Below are 18,750 nucleotides of genomic sequence, written 5' to 3'. Positions count from 1 at the left end.
TTCCTCGCATTCGCATGCTTCGCCCTCATCGTCCGCCCATCCGTCTAGTTCGACACCCGAGCGCCGCCGTGCGTCCAGGATCGACCAAGAGCAGTCGGTGCGCAACGGCGCACAGAGCGAGCCGACCATCGCGCAAACGCGTCGACTCTTGTTGCCGCTCCTGCAGGAGACGGTTTTCTCGGAGCGCTCGATCAGTCGGCTGGCCAGTGGTGTGATGGCCAGGCTCGACCGCAACGACAGCGCCGAAGCCTATCGCAAATCCGGAGGACGCTAATGCTGGAACGAAAGCCGGTAGAGGCGGCAAGCTTCTGGCCGCTACAAGGGAAGCTGGAGCATGCGTTCATACTGGTCGAAAGCTCGGAGGCAAAGAACCATGGCATAAACGATGACCAGCGGCACATCAAGGTGATGTACAACCCGGAAGACCTGACGTTGAGCCAACAAGCGACGGTGGACGGGGTAGGCAATAACGTTTACTTCTCGCGTACGGATCCGGACGATTTGGTCGTTACGTTGTTTTTCGATTCGTACGAGGATCGTACGGACATCCGATTGAAGACGAACCAGATTCTGTCACTGACCGAGCCTTGGAAGGTGCCCGGCAAATTGGCAGTGCCGCCTACCGTCAAGTTCATGTGGGGTAGCAATAATCTCTTTACCGGCATCGTGACACGAGTGGATCAGAAGTTCACGATGTTCCTGCCGTCCGGCGTACCCGTGCGGGCCGATCTCACCGTGACGTTCAAGGAAGTGCTGACCGATACGGCCGATCTGAGGGCGCAGGGATTCGACAACTGCCGGCGGTTGTGGACCGTTTCGGCTACCGATCGCTTGGATTCCATCGCGTTTGCAACATTGGGCGATCGAACGCAATGGCGCATGATCGCGGACGCGAACGGTATTTATGATCCGATCTCGTTCCCCGATGGGCAATGGATGGGCCGCACGATCGCGATACCGGACACGCACGGCGAAAGCTACGATCCGGGGGAGGCATCGGACTATGTCTGATTTGTCCGGCGGGGATCTACCGGTCGCGCATAACACGGTGGAAGGATCGAAGCCGTCCTCGACGCCTACGACAGCCCCGGCGCCCTCGCTCCGTTCGGATGGACCCTATGGCGTAGCGCACAACGCCAACGAATTTCGCCGCATCACGAGTAACAATGCCGACCTCACGGACACGGCCAAATCCAGGTTGTTGTCCGTTCTATTGGTGCAAGAGATCAACGTGCCGACCATGTGCCAAATGATATTCGATGTCGACGCGCACTGGGGGGAAAAGGACTTCAAGCAGTTCCAGGCGGGCACTAAGCTCACGATGCCGCAGACCTTACCGGGGCAAGCGTCGATCGTTCCTCTGTACTCGTGCGGCATGAAGCTCGATGCGACACCGACGGAAACCACCTTGACAGTCACCGCCTTCGACGCCATGCATTTCTTGAGGATCGGCGCGTATACGAGGTCATTCGTCGACGAAGACGGAAAAGGCATGACCGACGAAAGGATTTTCGAGGAATTGGCCGGCTCTGTCCAACGATTGGGTTTTTCTTCCACCGGACTGAGCGGCCAAGCGAATGGCTATGTGCTGCAGGACAACGAAACGAATTACGATTTCTTAATGAGGCGCTGTCGAGACGCCAATTACGAATGCATGATTCGAGTCGACGGAGACAAGGAAGAGCTATTCGTGCGAGGGACCGTTCCATCGTCGCCCGGTGCACCGCCGCCCGCTCGTCCGACGGGGCCAACCTTAATTTTTAAGCAAGAAATCGAACACATCTCGCTGGATATGCGTCTGCCGGTGCTGGGCAGTGCGGTGACGACTTGGGGGTATGACGTTTCGAGCGGGAAAGCGGTGATGGGACATTGCGACGAGAATGCGTCGAGCGACGAAAAGCTCGAGAAGGAAACAGGGTTCCAGGTAGCGAGCGTTGAACCGCTGCCTGCATCGCCGTTGACGGTGCGACGCCCCGATTTGGCGGCCAGCGATGCACTGGACTTTATCGCGAAAGCGGAGCGCGCTTATCGCCAAGCCACTTTTATTGTGGGGGAGGCGACGCTGAGGACGATCAACTTCGAGGCGACCGCGGGGCTGAACGTGAACATCAAAGGGGTCAATGGACAGTTCGATGGTCGGTATTGTGTCGTCAAGAGCATGCATCGCTTCGACGAAAGCGCCAATCACACGGTTCTGACTTTGCGACGGAGCGGCAAATGAGCGCGCGGTTGAGGCTTGAGTTGGCGGAGGTGCACAGCGTCGACGATCCGCTGGGCCTTGGCCGCGTACAGGTGAAATACGCCGACCGCGTGACTACATCGAAGCAGGTCAGCGCGCAGGAAATCGAGGCGGCTGCTGCGTTGCTGTCGGATTGGTTGCTGGTGGCAAGTCCGTTCGCGGGCAACGCGTTTGGGATGTTCAGCTTGCCTGCACAGGGCACGCCCGCCCTCGTGGCGTTCGCCACGGAAGACCGCACGTGCGGGTACATCGTCGGTTTCGTTTGGACCGGCGCATCGAAGCCGCCGATCGAAGGGCTAGAAACGCAAAAGAAGGTGTGGGTGATACAGACGAGCGCAAAGAAAACGATCAGGCTCGACGATTCGGATGCTGCTTCGATCGAGATCGCCGACGAGAAGGGCAACAGCGTCAAGATCGATACGCAGGCGAACGAAATTTCATTGACTAGCAAAGGCGATCTTTCCATTAAGGCGGAAGGCAACATCACCATTAGCGGAAAAGGAAAGATCGCCATCAGTAGCCAGGAAATCGAATTCAGTCAGGGCTCGTCCTGACTGCGCGGCATGCGAAGCGAGCAACGTCATACGGGTCAACGGGAGGCGCCCCCATGCTGATCGACAGCGATTTTCTCGGCCGAGGGTGGTCGTTTCCGCTCGGCCTCTCGACCGTGGGGCAGCTGCAATGGAGCGCTGGCCCAGACAAGATTCGGCAATCGATTCTGCTTATCTTGCGCACGGCGCCGGGCGAACGGGTGCTGATGCCGACGTTCGGCTGCCGTATCGCCGAACTGGCGTTCGCGCAGAACGACGGCGCCACGCGTGCGCTGGCGCAGAGCTACATCAGCGAGGCGTTGCAACGATGGGAGCCGCGCATCAACGTTTCGACGCTTGCGATCGACTTCGATTCCGATACGCCTTCGGTTCTGCAAATCAATATCGGCTACATCGTAAGGGAAACCAACATGGCCGATAACCTGGTCTACCCGTTCTATCTCAAGTGAGGCGGGGATGACCTTTCCCACTTTCGACTCGCGCACCGCATCGGCTTACTTCGCCGATGCGGTGGAACTTGCGCGGCGCTATTGTCCGCAATGGGAATTGCCGCAGGACGATGCGCTGACGGCGGACGCCATCGCACAGGATCCGGGCTTGGCGCTGCTCAAGTTGTTCTCGTTGCTCGGGCAAGACTTGGCCAATGTGGTGAACGGCATCCCGGGACATCGTCAGCTGGCGCTTTATCGCTTTTTGGATTTGTCGTTGCGATCTGCGGCCTGCGCATCGGCACCCTTGTGTTTTTCGCTTGCGCCCCAGCATGCGCCGGTCTTCTTGCCGAAGGGCGCAAGCGTCGTCGATCCGGCTACGCGTCGCCTGCACTTCGAAACGGATCGCGATTTGCAAGTTCTGCCGGCGACGCTGCGCACGGTTCTGACGGTCGCGCCGCGGCGCGATCGTTATTTGGACGTTCAAGCCTTGTGGGCCGATGCGTTGCCGGCGCCCGCGCTTCCGGGGTACGCAGCGAAAGACTCGGGCCGCGTGTTCGATCATGCATTGCTGCTGGGCGACGCCGTGCTATTCAAACCGGGTGCCGCGGTCGGCGCAATGACCTTGACGCTGCATGGCCACCGGCTCGACCCCGACTACTTCGGATGCTGGTACGACGCGGCGATGAACCCGTTGCGCGTCGCGGTATCTGCCTCCGTCGATCGCACTTCGTGTGTCGTCGAATTCGCCGATATGCCCACCGCTTCGGCCCAGCCGGTCGCGGCGCTGCACGCGTTGTTGTCAGCGCGGGCTGGCGTGCCGTTGGACCTGTCAGATCCCTCGCTCGCATCGTGTCCGTCGACGTCGCTCTACTGGTTGATTTGCAAGCCGGCCGAACACGCGGATGTCGTCCCGGCCCTCAGCGAGTGTTTGCCACAGATCGATTCCGTCTGGTGCGATTTTGGAACCGTGTCCGTCGTTCCGACTCAAGCGATGGCCAACGGTGTGTCCGTCGACGCGAGTAGCGGTGCTTATCCGTTGGGACAGGCGCCTGTGCGAGACGGAAGCTTTTACGTTCGCTGTGACCCGGCCTTCGCTGGTGCCGGCGTACCGATCAAACTTAGGTTCGACTTGCGCCCGGTGTCGAACGAGGGCAATGCTCAAATCGACTGGCAATACTGGAGCGGCGCTGCTTGGGCATCGCTCGCAGCTGCTGGCGATCCGTTTCAGTTCATCGACGGCACCCGAAGCCTAACCGCCGGCGGCGCAGCGACGGTGTCCTTCGTCTGCCCCGCGATGGTGCAGACTTCGGTGGGAAGCAGCAAGGGATTTTGGATCCGCGCTGTACTGCGCGATGGCGACTACGGCGATGTCACGAGCGGTTTTCATCCGCCATTTGTCCGTGCGCTTTTGATCGAGTACGCGAGCGGCGGCGCGCCGGCATCGCTGTGGGCGCATAACGCCTTCACACTCGACGCGCTGATGGCAGCGCCGTACGAGCCGTATCGCGCGCTTGCCGAAGAAGGTGCGTCGCTTTATCTCGGCTTCGACGCAGCCGGTCTCGTCGCTTATGGCTGTGGTCAATCATTGACGCTCTATTTCGATGTCGAGCCGTCCGACGAGCGTCTAGGCCAGCGCGAGGCCGGGACGTGGCAATGGTTCGATGCCCAGGGCGAGATGTGGCGCGCGCTCGAAGTCGATATACCGGAGACGGGCCTGGCGCGAAGCACGTCGATCACCTTGCGCGTGCCGCAGCAAATGCGGGCGTCGACCTTGTTTTCGACAACGGCATGCTGGATGCGCATCCTGTGCCCGCGGCGCAAGTACCCGCTTCGGCTGCGGGGCATCTATCCCAATACGGTCCCCGCATCGAACAGGACGACGTATCGGAACGCGGTGCTCGGATCGAGCAATGGTCAACCGCGCCAGCGTTTCCTGCTCACTGCGGGCTCCACCATGGCGTCGGGCGCGGATCAAGTCCTGCTCGCGACCGCGGCCGATCCTCGATACGCACTAGAGATGCAAGTGATCGAACCCGTGTTGGCGGACTCCGGTGCGATCGGCGTAAGTCAGGTGGTGCAGACGGCGCCATATCAATGGAAGCGCGTTGACAGTTTCGTAGGCGCCGGGCCCCACGAGCGTGTCTTTGTCGTCGACCTAGCGGAGCGGGCGATCGTCTTCGGAGACGGTAGCAACGGCGCGATCCCGCCGCCGGGGAGCAACAATGTCATCGCGACTTGTTTCGCCATGACACGCGGCGCGCAGGGGAACGTCGCCGCGCGGACGCTCACGACGGTCTACCCTTCGGTGCCGGGCATCGTTGGAGTCACGAACCCGCTCCCCGGGCGTGGCGGTGGGCAGGCCGATCGCGTCGAAGACCTTGTCGGCAGCGCCCCGGCGCTGGTTCGCGCCAACGACCGTGCGGTGAGCGCGGCCGATATCGAGGCGCTCGGGCGCTTGGCGAACGCTGGGATATGCCGTGTGCGAGCCATCGAGCCTGTGGCGCAGGGCCGCCCCGGACCGATCGGTCCGGCAGGCCCCGGGCCGGCCCTGACCCCCGGCCCTGACGACGAGCCGCTGTCCGCCGAGGCGCGATTGCGGTATCAGGTTGAACTTATCGTATTGGCGAAGTCGGACGATCCGGAGCCGCTGACGCCGATGTCGATGCTCGACGAGGTCTTGGCGTACGTTCGGGCCCGCAGTCTGCCTGCACTCGCCGCACGGATGACGGCGCGCCGTCCGTCGTTCAAGCGTATCGACATAGCCGTGCTGTTGGACACGAGTGCGCCGAAGGCGCAGTGGGCAGCGCTGAGCGAGCGTATCGCCGCGCGCATGACACAGTTCCTTCATCCGACGCAAGGCGGGTCGTCAGCTGACGGCTGGCCGATCGGCGGCACGCTACGCTATTTCGAGGTGCGAGGTTTCCTGCTGGGCGTCGACTCGACGGTGACCGCGGTCAGGGCGCTCACGGTGTGCGGTCAGGCCAGCGATGTTCCGCTTCGGTTCGACGAAGCACCAAGCGCTGGATCGATGGATATCAGGCTTGCGGAGGCGCTATCGTCATGACGTTCGAATTGCCAAACCTCGATTTGATTCAGGCGCAGCAGGAACTCGATGGGCTGATGCGGCGTATTCCGGCCTTTGCCCCCGGGTGGACCGACCATAATCCATCCGATCCGGGCGTGACGCTGCTGCAGATGCTCGTCTGGCTTGCGGAGGGAACGGCCTACACAGCCAACGCCGTGCCGTTGGAAGCTTATCGGAATATGTTGCGCTGGGTGTTGGGACTGTCGAGTGCGTTGTGCAACCCGAATGAGGCCAATTACGATAGCCAGTTTCCCTACTCGAAGTACGCGGACGGTCCATCGCAGGATCCGGCGTACGACGCGCTCAGGCAAGTGCTTGCGCAGGTGGAGATGCATGCGCCGCTAGGATATGCGGCGCTGCAAGAGGCAGTGGTCGATTTTCGCCGCACGCCGTTTCTTGCGGTCACGCCGGCCGACTTGGCGGCGTTAGCCGCGCAGCTGAACGGGTTCCTTGACGCCAAAGGCGGGAGCCCGGCGCCAACGGGGCTTCTGCATGTGGCGCGTTTATGTTTGCGGCAACGCGGCGACGTGACGGACGTCTTCCTTGTCAGCGATGACAGCTATACGTATTCGAATCCCGTCCGAGCAGCAGGTGTCTTTTCCGTTTCGCTCGACTCGCCTCCGGATGAATCCGAACGCGAGGCAACGCTGTTGGCGGGGGCGCGCGAGTACTTCGCGGCGCGCACAGTGATTGGGTCGGCCATGTCGCTTCACAACGCCTGCCTGGTGGATATCGATGTACGGTGCGAGGTGCGTTGTTTCGCACGGGAGCCTGCCGATGAAGTCGCCATTGCCGTGCTGAAAGCGCTCGAGTGCGCGATGCAGCCCGCAAGAAAGGATGGAGGGTGCGATTGGACCTACGGCGCCCCGATCGACGCGACGTCCGTGATGCCGGTGATTGCTTCGACGCCCGGTGTGGATTACGTGCAGACGTTGGAAGTGAATGCATCGAGCTACGCCATAGGACCTCACCGTCCGGTCGGCGGGAAATTGCCGCCGCTGACGTATGGCGCAACACCGCTAGGCTTGCCGCGGCTTCTTCGTGCGCAAGTGATCGTTTTGGAGGCGGACGATGACTAATGCGGGCGACGATCAAATACCGCTTTCCGAGGCGTCTACCTATCTGCGCTTCTTGCCGGCCTCTTACGCCAGTTCGGAGACGGCCGGCGATCCACCGTTCGTCGCGCTTTATTTGAAGATCTTCGAGAAACTGCTTTCTGGCATCGAGGATAGCGCGTTGCTTGCGACAGCACCGATTCCGCTCTCCGACTTCACGATCGGCGGCCGATCGGGCTTACGCGAATTGCTCGATCCGAACGTCGTCGGCAACCTGTTCTATCCGCGCTGGAGCTTCTTATTTACAGGCGAGAAGTTCTCCGACGAAGCCACCTTGTTCATGCCGCCGTTGTCGGAGGAGGAGGATAGCGACAAGCAAGCGACCCTCTTCAACGCGCTCGGCCGATACTTCGGCATGCCGGAGTACGAAAGCGCAGGGGCCACGCTATCGCCCGTCGAACTTTGGGCGAGGTCATTCTTGCAATGGTTGGGCGAGACGATCGGATTGAAGATCGACAAGAATTGGTCGATCGATTCGTCTCGCACGATAATCGCCAAAGCCCCGGCTTTCGAACGCGCGCGAGGCACGCCGATGGGCTTGGAGTGGCTGCTCGACGCTTGTCTTGCCGCCTGCCCGCAGCCGATCGACGGGGTGACGCTGACGGCACAGGCGACGGTTTCCGAATGCACGCGACAGGCGCTTATCGTGTGTGACGACACTACCGGGCCGCAGACGTTCTTCGTCGTTCGGGATTCGTATCCAGATCCTGAGAACGCGGTGGTCATTTCCGACATCGTGGGCCCCAAGATCAGGCGTGACGGCATTACCATCGACGTGGATAACGACGGCGATCCGGTAGGGTACGTGCCGTGGCGATTCGATGTCCAAATCGATGTCTCCGTGCAGGGGCAACCCACCCACGATCTGTATCTGTACGCAGCGATACGCATGTATGCCCGTGTTGCACAAGCGGTGCTCGACGCGGCGAAACCCGCCTTGACGACCTACGCGCTCTATATCGGCGTGGACTCGTCGGCCAACGGCGGAGCGCCGTGAGCGATGACGGATCGAGTCCGCCTGTCGAAGGCCATGTCATTCGAATGGGGTATCTATGAGTAGCGATTCGGTTTGCCGCGTGAACTATTTCGATGGCGAAGCGCTGCTGACAGCGGATTTCCAGGACGAACAGCAATATCACGTCCAAATGCGGGAACTGTTGAGCCAAGGCTTGCTCACGCCCGGAATTCTTCAAGGGCTCGAGGTCGATTGGACGTCTCCCGCTAGCGACGTCACCGTGCGTTCTGGCTCGGCGCTCGATTCCCTCGGGCGGCTTATCGTACTGGCGAAAGACGCTTCGTACACCCCGACGCCGCTCGCGCCCGGGCAGCCGAACTATGTGACGGTGCATTTTCACGAAGATCCGGATCAGCCGCAGCAGGTTGGCGAGAATAAACGGTGGATTCAGAATCCTTCGTTCTCCTGCGACGCGAGCTATGATCCGAACGGCGCTGCGATTCTCCTCGCGGTGGTTACTGCGACAACGAGCGGTGAAATACAGGGCGTCGCCTACTCGAGCAATACGTATTGGCGCAGCCACGTAGGCGCGACGGTTCAGTCGATGCAGTTCGTCGACGAGCGCAATTCGCTTCCGTGGCCGGCGGCGAGCGCTGCGATGAATCAGGAAACGCTCGAAATCACGGCGCCCAACATCGACTTGAACGGCCCGGTGACGGCCAGCGGCAACTTTTCGGGTACGTTCGACGGGACGTTCAATGGGGTATATACGGGGGACGGCACGCGGCTGACGCTGCCGCCCCCGACGAATTACTGGAAGCGGGATGCCGATCACAATCTGTACTACGACCTAGGGAAGGTTACAGTCGGCGACACGACGCCTTCCAGCGCTTATTTGACGGTGAGGCAGGGAGGGACGCCACCGTTAGTGGCAGCGGGGCTGATATCGCTTCACGACGATGGTTCTACGGTGTTGGGGTATCAAACGCAGTTTATGAGTCAAGTGAAGGTGGGCGATGCGCTGATTTACGACTACGCACCGGAGCAGAGCGCGACGATCGTTCGTTTGATTGGGCGACGGCAATTGGAAATTCGCGAGAGATTTCCGATCGATTTAGGCCCGAGCGCATACCACACGCAGCATTCGGGCGACCCTGCGGTCGCTGGGCGAGGCACGGTTTCCGCGTGCGGTACGATCGTTACCTGCACCGATGATCTTCCGGCCAATCTTGCCGAGGGCGATAAGATCATCCTCGACGCCTCCAAGGAGGATAGCCCGGCGTCCTTGCGAGTTCAGTCGGTCGATAGCGATACGCAACTCACCGTCGCGACCGCGTCGGGCGGTGCGAAGCAAGGCGGGCCGAAGTTGTCGTCCTTTTCCGTGGCTCCGTCGGTTTTGCTCGAGGTGGGCGGCTCGAGCGCGGGTTCACCGACGCTCGTGCCCGCGATGGTCGTCGCCCAGAACGGTGGCGGCGTCACGCCGCCCAATAGCGTGGCGATCAACAAGAGCGCGCCCGACCGGAATTACGCACTCGATATCAGCGGCCCCGTTCTGCTGGAAGACAATGTTCACTTGAACAGGTCCCTGGAGGTCGCGGGCGATCTGACCATGGACGGTGATCTGGACGTGAAGAATGGCCTCACGGTCAATCACACGACGCATCAGGTGACGGCTGAAAAGAATATGCAGGTTGCGGGCGCGCTCACGGTTGGCGGCACATTGGACGTGCCCAACGGTAAGACGACGCTTCAATCCCTGGAAGTGACGCAGGATGTGAAGATCGACGGCACGCTGACGGTGGGCAGCCTTGCGGGCTTCTCCGTGCCGTATTTGGGCACGCGCAAATATAGCGCTTACTTTTGCCCGCCCGATAGCCCCAACTACACCGCCGTCTCTGGCGAGACCGCGCAATCGGACGGAATTCTCACGGTCTGCTTGAACACCATTGCGATGACTTGCGACGCAGGGTTTGCGGGCGCGCTTGCCGTGACGTTTACGGGAGCCGACGCGGCGATGGACAACTACCTGGCGATCTGGTCGAGCGGGACGGTGGTCCCTTCTCTCGTCCCGATCGCGGCGCAGCCGAAAACCTTATCGATTCCGCTGCGAAAGGGCGACAAATACACTATTGCGTTCTCCAGCAACGGCACGAAATACAGCGGGATTTCGATCAATGTCCTATGGACGTCGTTTGGAACCTAGGCGTATCGAAATATTCGACGAATGATCGCTGAGAGGCGGACGCGCTGGATTCGAGCACGAGAGCGAGTGGGGAACGATGAGCCAAGATCCGATTTCGCGCACGAACTATTTTTCAGGCGAAGCGTTGTCGCCCGACGACTTTCGCGCCGAGCAGCGTTTTCATGCTAGAAGTCGCGAGCAATTGAGCAATGGCGTGTGCTCGCCTGGGATTGTCGAGGGGCTGCATATCCAATGGGTTTCTGGCGCAACGGGCGTGACCGTGACAGCGGGCAAAGCGCTCGATCCGCGGGGCCGGCTCATCGTGCTGACACAAGACACGCCCTGCGCATTCGAGTTGATCGACGGGCGGCAGAACTTCCTGACGATCGGCTATAGCGAACGGCTAACCGATCTCGTGGCGGTCTCTTACGGGCAGGGGTATAAGCGCTGCGCGCAGGAGCCGGTCATCGCATGCGGTTCGGAATACGACCCGGACGGATATGAGATTTTGTTAGCGGTGATCGACGCCGCGCAGGGCGTGATAACGAACGTCGCCTACTCCTATGGTGCATACATGCGGCGGCATGTGAGCACCGCCCTGCGGTCGGCCGCCTTCGTCGACGAACGCAATCGGCGCCCTTGGCCGGCTGCCGGTATTGGGCTCAATGGTGCGACCCTGGAAATAGAAGCGCCCAGAATCAAATTGAACGGAGCGGTCACAGCGGGGGCGCCCGGCAACCGTATTGCGGGCGGCATGTTCAGCGGCACATTCGAGGGGACGTTCACAGGCGACGGCACGGGGTTGACGCTGCCGCCGACGAGTGGTTGGACGCGAGACCAAGCCGGAAACCTCTCATACAGCGAAGGAAAGGTAACGGTTGGAGACGGCGGCCATTCCAACGCCTACTTGACGGTAAGGCAGGGCACCGCGCCTGCCAAGATCGGGACGGGCCTAATATCGCTTCAAGCCGACGCCGCCACGGTGTGGGGATATCAAACGCGATTCCTAAGCGAAGTGCAGCCGGGCGACACGCTGATTTACGACTATGCGCCCGAGCAGAGCGCGATGATCGATCATGTGATTTCGCCTACGCAATTGGTGCTCGCAAATCGATTTCCTATCGATCTCGGGCCAAGCACGTACGCTACTCAGCGGAAAGGCCAGAGCGCGAAAACCGGCAACGGAAAGGTGTCGGCATGCGGTACGACCTTGACGTGCATCGACGGAAAATTCCCGACCGACCTGGCCGCGGGCGACACCATCGTGCTTGACGCGTCCCGCGAGAACGCGCCGGTCTCCTTGCGCGTCCGATCCGTCTCTCGCGATGATTTGCTGATGGTCACGGTGGTGCAGGGCGCCGCAGCGCAAAGCGGGCCGAAGCTGTCGGCGTTCTCGGTGATGCCGTCGACCTTGCTCGAGGTAGGCGGAGTGGTTCCACCCGATTCCGCCTCGCCGCCCGCCCTCGTCGTGGCGATGAACGGCGCCGGGGCGACGCCGGCCAATAGCGTGGCGATCAATCGCGGCGGGGCGGGCGGAAGTTATGCACTCGATGTAAACGGGCCGGTGTTGCTGGAAGACGATGTCCAAATGAGCAAGACCATGCAGGTCGACGGCGACCTGACCGTCGATGGAGACTTGGCGGTTGCGGGCAGTCTGACTGTGAATCACACGACGCACGCGGTGACGGCCCAAAAGGATATGCAGGTCGTGGGCAACCTGACGGTCGGCGGTGCGCTAAACGCGAGGAACGCGAAGACGACGCTCCAATCCGTGGCGTTGACCGGCGACGCAAAGATCGACGGAACCGTGACGGCAAACCATCTGGCAGGTTACAGCGTCAAATATTTCGGAGCGCGTACCCTCACTTCCTATACATGTCCGGCAAACAGCGCAAGCTACACGCCCGTATCGGGCGAGACCGTGCGGGCGGACGGCATTCTCACTGTGCAACTGAACACGATCGCTATAACCTGCGACCAAGGTTTCGCCGGTACGCTGTTGCTTGCGTTCGACGGAGCCGATGCTGCGATGGCGAATTACGTTTCGATTTGGTCTGTGGATGCGATAACGGCGTCGAACCGCTCGAACGAAGAATCGGCGGCTTCTAGGACGTTGATGGTGCCGCTCAAAACGGGAGATGAATATAAGATTGTATTTCGTTCTAATGGAAAGAACTATGCAGGGGTGAAGGTGAACGTTATGTGGACCCCATTGGGAGGGTGATCATGCCGTCCGGAAGAATGATCTATCACGACAACTATGTCGACATTCCGCTCAGCGGTTCTAAGATTGTGAGCGGAACCTACACGGTGAGTGATTTTGCGATTAGCAGTGGTCAGGATACGCATAATCATATTTACGTCGGATTTTGTTCTGTTGTTGATCCATCCAAGGGGGCGTTAGGGTTTTCAGTGGGACGACACAAAACCTCGCAGGTTGCCACTTGGGTCAAGAAGCAAGTGTCTAGTGGTCAAATGGCGAGGCCAATCGTTGGCTCGTATAATTTTGCATTCATCGGTCAGCTCAAGTATATCTTTACGGATGGCCCGTTTGAAGACAGGCAAATACCGTGTGTTTTCGATGATGTTGTGCTGACACAAACATCACAGAGTACGTCGAACATTTGGAACTTCGGCGGGAAACATTGCACTTCTACTGGCGGAAACGGGGTGATCTGCCCGGGCGTTGTGGAGTATGGATTTAGAATAGAAATGTTGGTTAAGTGGATTAGAACGTACTATTTTTCAATGGCTATTAATAACTTCGAGGTCCCGATTAAAATAACGCCGCCCTCATTGAGCTAGTGCAGCCAGGATGATCTCGCCATGGGGGTAGGCCGCCATCACGCTCCGATGGCGAGCGGAGATCCGACGGCTCGAACTCGTTGGACGAGCATCATTGCCTCGCCATAGTCGTCCGAACCGGGCTGTTCGTATCGGATTGAAATGAACGATTCTCACATGTTGATTGGCGAGTAGCGTGCGCGTCTTATCGCGCATCATTTCATTTCGCGTTAGGGGGGGATTCTTTATGATAAAGCCGGTCTCGCAAAGTATGTGCTTTATCTGTGCGAGAATTTCCGGCGTGGCGGCAGGTTGTGATGCTTCGCGAAAGCGAAATCGGAGGATGTATGATGTACCATGACAATCAAGTTTTTTTCAGATGGATGGTAGAAACCTCGTCGGCGGAGATTGCACCATAGGTGATTTCTCGGTGAGCGCGGGACAGGATCCGGACCATCACATCTATAAAGGGCTGTGTACCGGTATCGAGGTTCCGGATGGCGTCATGAATTTTAGTGTTGGCCGGCACAAAACGTCATCCGTCGGCCAATGGTTCAAGGCGCAAGTTACAGCGCAGCAGAACACGATGGACAGGTACGATGACATGCTGAATTTCGCATTCATCGGTCAATTGAAGATCAGGTTGCGCGGTATGGATTCTCCGGAGAATACGATGTCCTTCGTTTTCGACGATATCGTGCTGGCCCAGACAAGCTCGGGGGCATCAAACATTTGGATCTTTGGTGGAAAGCGCTGCGTGTACCAAGGCGATCATGTCGTCAGCTGCCCGGGCGTCACCGGCTCCGATGGCGCGCAAGCGGGCCGGCCGGTTCAACTGTTCGTGACATGGATGAGCTCCGATCGGTTCGCCTTGCAGATCCAGCAAACCGCGGCTACCTGAAGGATCCGGAAGCGACCCATTTGGCGAACGACGCACAATGTGCAAGAGGGCTGCACCTCGAGGTTATCTCGGGGGCGCCCGATGCCGAGCGAAATGACGTTCGCTGTGCGCGTCCACAGCGATAGGCAAGATCCCAATCGGATGAATGATTTCGCGAATATGCACGTCAGCCCGCCCTACGAGGACAACGCAGCCTTCCTCGCCGATTTGCACGCGTTCGTCGCATGCTTGCTCGACGAGGGCAGTCGCGACCCGGACGTCGATCCTTCGGTCTCTCCGCTTCATTCCAACGCATCCTCCCTATGGCGCGCCATCGCGTCGCGCATGGCCGTAACCGTACGGGCGGAAATCTTTATCCCGCTGGCCCACGTTGCCCTCGTGTTTCGCTTGGACGCACGCGATCTACAGCTTTTGGCGCTAGCCTTATTGTCGGAAACCGACGCATCGATAGGCGATGCGCTCGCGTGGCTCACGCGCGACATCGAAGGGCAGGACGACGCAGGCGATGGCACGCGAGCCCGAGCCCTTTCTTCCGAGCAAGTATCGCTTAAGACGGCGACGCACTTGCTAGGCGAAATCCGCACGAGGTTGTTCGCCGACGGCCCTCTGCTGGCGAATCATCTGATCGAGCTCGTCGGCGCGAACGTACCGACGCTGCAGGGGCGATATCGCTTGGGCCCTTCCATAACGGCCTATCTTTTGGGCTTGGCAGCACCTCAAGCTCGAATCGGCGATTACGTCGCGGTCGACGTGCCGGACGACGACCTGCACGAGCTGCTCGCCGACGAGAACGTCAAGCGCCAATCGCTGCGTTTCGTCGATCTCTGCTCGGTGCCGGATACGCCCTTCGGCGCGGTGGTGTTGCAAGTCGAAGCCGAAGACGCGACGCTCGCCGGCGCCGTGGCCGCCGCGGCGTTTTCGAAACTCGGCTACGGTGTGACGCAATTGAGCGCCCAGCATCTTCGCTGGACTCACCAAAGCGACGATCAGCGATTGACGGGCATGTTGCGGCAACTGCGCTTGGCATGCCGCGATGCGATGCTGTGTACGCAAGTGATCATGTTGACCGATGTCGACGCCTTGATCGGCAACGAAGAGCGAGAGCAGATCGATTTGTTCGACGGCGTGCTTCGGCTGTTGCTCGAGGCAGCGAACTATCTCGTCGTCCTCAACGGCCCCGCGCGGCGCTTGGCCGATGCGGTGGCGAAGGAAAGCCGGCAAGGGGCGCGACTATTCCAACTGCGCGTAGCGTCGCCATCGGCCGAACTGCGCCTGCGGGCGTGGCGCAAACACGCGGCGCGGTGGGCCCTCCCAGCCGACGATGCATTGCTGACGGCGGTGGCCGGCGCTTATGCGCTTACGGAGGAGCGTATCGCGGCCGTGGCGGGAGCGGCCGCGGGACGGTGCGCCTTGAACGGCCATGACAGCATCGAATCGGTGGTATGGGATGCCTGCCGCACCGAAGCCGAGGAAAAGCCGAGCGGCGGCGCCAAGCGCGTCGATACGCCTTATCGGCTCGACGATCTCGTTGCGCCGGAACGCACCCGCGACCTGTTGACGGAGGCGCTTGCGCAGGTGCGCTATCGGCCGCGCGTGATCGATGAATGGGGCTTCGCCGCCAAGCATGCGAACGTTACGAATCTATGCGTGCTGTTTCACGGGCCGCCCGGCACCGGCAAGACGATGGCCGCATCGATCGTCGCCAACGAGCTTTCGTTGCCGATGTACCGCGTGGATGTCTCAATGGTATTGAGCAAGTACATCGGCGAAACGGAGAAAAATCTCGCGCAATTGTTCGATTGGGCCGAATCGATGAACGTGGTCTTGTTCCTCGACGAGTGCGAGAGCTTGTTCAGCAAACGCACGGAAACGAAAGATTCGCACGATCGTTTCGCGAACATGCAAGTCGGTTTCCTGCTGCAGCGAATCGAGTCGTACTCGGGCCTCGTCATCTTGGCAACGAACTTGATGGGCAACATGGACAAGGCGTTCATGCGGCGCTTTCGTTTCATCATCGAATTTCCCGCTCCGACGAGCGAGGAACGGTTGCGATTGTGGCGGCACATCTTTCCCGAGAAGGTGCGGTTGCACGCCGATGTCGATTTCGAGCTGCTGGCCGAAAAGGCGTCGATCTCCGGCGGCTATATCCGCAATGCGGCGATCAGCGCCGCCTTCCTGGCGGCGCAGGATGGCGGCACAGTCAAGATGGCGCATTTGGTGAAAGCGGTCGCGCGGGAGTACGAGAAGCTGGGCCGGCTTTTTTCGGAAGCGGATTTCGGCTGGCATCGCTCGGCTGGATGACAGCGTGCATCGGGGCATAATGGGGCCCCGGTGTTTCCGCGACTCGATCATGCTGCCGCCCTTGGATACCCCCCGTCTGTTGGTGCGCGAGCGTACGCTCGCCGATCTGGAATCGTGCCTCGAAATGGACCGCGATCCGGACGTGACGCGTCATATCGCGGGCCCATGGGGCGATCCGGTTGCGCATCGGCAGTTCGTGCAATACCGCATGACGCGGCACTATCCGCCCGGCCTTGGCTACTGGTCCATTCGCGAGCGCAGCGATCCCGAGCGTTTCGTCGGCTGGGTGTTGCTGATCCCCGATCATGGAGCAGGGCCGGACGTCGAGATCGGCTGGCGCCTCGTTCGCTCCGCGTGGGGGCGGGGCATCGCGAGCGAAGCCGCTGCCGCGCTAGTGCGGCATGCGTTCGAAACGGTGCGCCTGCCGCGCGTCGTCGCCGATATCGCCTCGGAAAACCACGCCTCGTTGCGCGTGGCGCGCAAGCTCGGCATGCAACGGGTGGGCCCCGCCATGAGCGACGGCATGCAGTACGAACGTTATCGGCTGGTGCGCGAAGACCTTACAGCGATCTAGGCGGAAACGAACGCGTTCTGCACGATGAATGTGCCGGTGATGGGCACGGGTTCGAGGTCCGGGTCTGGGAGGCCGGTCGCGGGGTTCTGGGCGGGTGCTTCGAACACCACCGATGCGGTGAAGGGCGGCGTGTCGATGAGCACCTGGGTGGGGCTGGGGCTCGTCAAGTACGGGGCCGTGGTGGCTTTCGTGATGAGGATGACGCCGGAGCCGGGTGTCGAGTACGCGGGCGTGACGTACGTGAACTGGCAAACGAATGCGGAGGCGTCGGTCGATAGGCCGACCTTCTTTCCGGCTATCGTCGGGAACCCGGTGCAGTTGATTTGAGGGACCGCAGGAATAAGCGTCAAGGTTTTGCCCTTGGCTTGAACGGGCATCAAATCGAATTGGACGTTGTCGCGGTCGGTTACGATCTTTCCACGCATGCAGTTATCTCCGGCATGACGACGCCGTTAATATGCGCTTCCCACGAAAAGATGCAAGCCCGGCTGCGCTTGCAAGCGCAGCCTTTCTCACACAAAAAGGCCAGCGAAAAGCAGACCTTTTTAGGAAACCTTGATGCCCAGGAGATGTAGCGGGGAACGTTATGCGCGCGACCCGCGTCTTATGAAGGCTCATACCGGGGACGATGATGTTTAAACCGCCGCAAAAGCGCTCGCCGAGCCCAATCCGCAAAAATCAGGCGCCCGCCCAAACATCGGCTCCTCGTGCGCCAGCGGGTGGGATGCGCGACGTTTCACCTCCTCGGCTACCGACTTTTTCACGGGGGACATCGCCGCCTCGTCGTCCGGTTTTCGCCGCACCTTCGAACCCGAGTTCGATCGTGCAAGGGAAGCGGCCGGCAAGCTCTTCTCGTGTAGACGTCAAGCATTCGAAGTTGGGCGGGCCGTACGAGGCAGGCGTATCGTTGCAATGGCCGCCCCCCGTTACGCCACAAGAGCAGGCCGCTGCTGAGATGCAAGCCGCGTTGACGCGGGACTTCGAGGCCTTGGACAGCGACATTGCTTCGTCGGATCCAACAGCGTTCCGGGCCTTTCATATGCCGATGCGCTATAGCGACATCAACGGCGGCGGCTATGTGAAGCAGCATGCTGGCTTCACATTATTCAAGCATCCCGCGACCGTGTTTATCAATGCTGCGAGACGGCAACCAGAAGCGAGCAGCGGCGACAAACTGCACATCAGCGTCGATGGGTCGCGTGTAGACGAGGCATTTGATGCCATCGCTGGCCTCCTATTCGCAGAAGACAGTCCGATCGATCAATGGAAAGTCGTCGATACGACGAAGACGCGAGCGCTAAAAGATTCACGAGTGTCTCGCGGCGCGCAAATAACGCTGCACGCGGAGCCGAGCGGTGGCGGCGGGTATTCCTCGCTCGACTTGCGCAGGTTACGCGATTTTGTCGCGCGCATCGAGGTGGCGCTGGAAGAACGCAGCATTGACGCCGGGGTCCGGCCGCTTTCGGACGCGGTCGCGCCACAGTGGCACTACGTGTCGTATCGCAACGAATTTCGCAGTACCCGCGAGGACGCGGGGGACGATCAGCGCAGTCGTCTCGCTAGCGAACCGTTCTTTAAGTTAGTCGCCGGCTTGAAGTAGCGGCGCAACGTGGGCGCGTTGCGCCCCGCGGC

At 60.3% G+C, this 18,750-nt stretch carries 16 protein-coding genes; 15 read left to right on the top strand and 1 reads right to left on the bottom strand.

Annotated features, from left to right (window positions below):
• The 14 genes from ACTHNR_RS11595 to ACTHNR_RS11530 all read left to right on the top strand — a co-directional run.
• Positions 1-274, top strand: a 274-nt coding sequence (locus ACTHNR_RS11595; RefSeq protein WP_440547759.1) for a hypothetical protein, incomplete at its 5' end; no start/stop codon positions are given.
• Positions 274-1,011 (top strand): CIS tube protein, encoded by a 738-nt coding sequence (locus tag ACTHNR_RS11590; protein ID WP_440547758.1) that lies wholly within the window; start codon positions 274-276, stop codon positions 1,009-1,011. The genes ACTHNR_RS11595 and ACTHNR_RS11590, both read left to right, overlap by 1 nt.
• A gap of 364 nt (positions 1,012-1,375) precedes the next feature.
• A complete protein-coding gene (locus ACTHNR_RS11585; RefSeq protein WP_440547757.1) occupies positions 1,376-2,221 on the top strand; it encodes a hypothetical protein in 846 nt (281 codons plus the stop codon).
• Entirely contained in the window at positions 2,218-2,793 is a 576-nt protein-coding gene (locus tag ACTHNR_RS11580) for a phage baseplate assembly protein V (protein WP_440547756.1), read from the top strand. Before ACTHNR_RS11585 ends, ACTHNR_RS11580 begins: the two co-directional genes overlap by 4 nt.
• Before the next feature lie 53 nt (positions 2,794-2,846).
• Positions 2,847-3,239: a GPW/gp25 family protein gene (locus ACTHNR_RS11575; RefSeq protein ID WP_440547755.1), complete on the top strand. Its 393-nt coding sequence runs from the start codon at positions 2,847-2,849 to the stop codon at positions 3,237-3,239.
• Between the two features lie 7 nt (positions 3,240-3,246).
• Complete coding sequence (locus ACTHNR_RS11570) at positions 3,247-6,285, top strand: hypothetical protein (RefSeq protein WP_440547754.1); 3,039 nt, start codon at positions 3,247-3,249, stop codon at positions 6,283-6,285.
• The gene (locus ACTHNR_RS11565) at positions 6,282-7,385 is read left to right on the top strand and encodes a hypothetical protein (RefSeq protein ID WP_440547753.1); all 1,104 of its coding nucleotides are present in this window, start codon (positions 6,282-6,284) and stop codon (positions 7,383-7,385) included. The genes ACTHNR_RS11570 and ACTHNR_RS11565 overlap by 4 nt, the downstream gene beginning before the upstream one ends.
• On the top strand, positions 7,378-8,418 hold the full coding sequence (locus ACTHNR_RS11560) for a phage tail protein (protein WP_440547752.1): 1,041 nt from the start codon (positions 7,378-7,380) through the stop codon (positions 8,416-8,418). Before ACTHNR_RS11565 ends, ACTHNR_RS11560 begins: the two co-directional genes overlap by 8 nt.
• A gap of 55 nt (positions 8,419-8,473) precedes the next feature.
• Positions 8,474-10,579, top strand: coding sequence for a hypothetical protein (locus tag ACTHNR_RS11555; RefSeq protein WP_440547751.1), 2,106 nt, complete (start codon positions 8,474-8,476; stop codon positions 10,577-10,579).
• A 76-nt stretch (positions 10,580-10,655) separates the two neighbouring features.
• Positions 10,656-12,782, top strand: coding sequence for a hypothetical protein (locus tag ACTHNR_RS11550; RefSeq protein ID WP_440547750.1), 2,127 nt, complete (start codon positions 10,656-10,658; stop codon positions 12,780-12,782).
• A 17-nt stretch (positions 12,783-12,799) separates the two neighbouring features.
• Positions 12,800-13,363 (top strand): hypothetical protein, encoded by a 564-nt coding sequence (locus tag ACTHNR_RS11545; RefSeq protein WP_440547749.1) that lies wholly within the window; start codon positions 12,800-12,802, stop codon positions 13,361-13,363.
• Between the two features lie 358 nt (positions 13,364-13,721).
• The gene (locus ACTHNR_RS11540; protein WP_440547748.1) at positions 13,722-14,243 is read left to right on the top strand and encodes a hypothetical protein; all 522 of its coding nucleotides are present in this window, start codon (positions 13,722-13,724) and stop codon (positions 14,241-14,243) included.
• A 141-nt stretch (positions 14,244-14,384) separates the two neighbouring features.
• Positions 14,385-16,544, top strand: coding sequence for an ATP-binding protein (locus tag ACTHNR_RS11535; protein ID WP_440547747.1), 2,160 nt, complete (start codon positions 14,385-14,387; stop codon positions 16,542-16,544).
• A gap of 49 nt (positions 16,545-16,593) precedes the next feature.
• Complete coding sequence (locus tag ACTHNR_RS11530; RefSeq protein WP_440547746.1) at positions 16,594-17,118, top strand: GNAT family N-acetyltransferase; 525 nt, start codon at positions 16,594-16,596, stop codon at positions 17,116-17,118.
• Here ACTHNR_RS11530 and ACTHNR_RS11525 read toward each other — a convergent pair.
• The gene (locus ACTHNR_RS11525; protein WP_440547745.1) at positions 17,115-17,543 is read right to left on the bottom strand and encodes a hypothetical protein; all 429 of its coding nucleotides are present in this window, start codon (positions 17,541-17,543) and stop codon (positions 17,115-17,117) included. The genes ACTHNR_RS11530 and ACTHNR_RS11525 overlap by 4 nt on opposite strands.
• Before the next feature lie 530 nt (positions 17,544-18,073).
• Between ACTHNR_RS11525 and ACTHNR_RS11520 the strand changes: the two genes are divergently transcribed.
• Positions 18,074-18,718 carry a type III effector phosphothreonine lyase gene (locus tag ACTHNR_RS11520; RefSeq protein ID WP_440547744.1) on the top strand — a complete coding sequence of 215 codons (645 nt, stop codon included), beginning with the start codon at positions 18,074-18,076 and terminating at the stop codon, positions 18,716-18,718.
• Positions 18,719-18,750: the final 32 nt, after the last annotated feature.

This window comes from Trinickia sp. (assembly GCF_051954495.1).
Taxonomy (GTDB): domain Bacteria; phylum Pseudomonadota; class Gammaproteobacteria; order Burkholderiales; family Burkholderiaceae; genus Trinickia.
The sequence above is the reverse complement of the archived record's forward strand: the minus strand, read 5'-3'. Positions and strand labels throughout refer to the sequence as shown.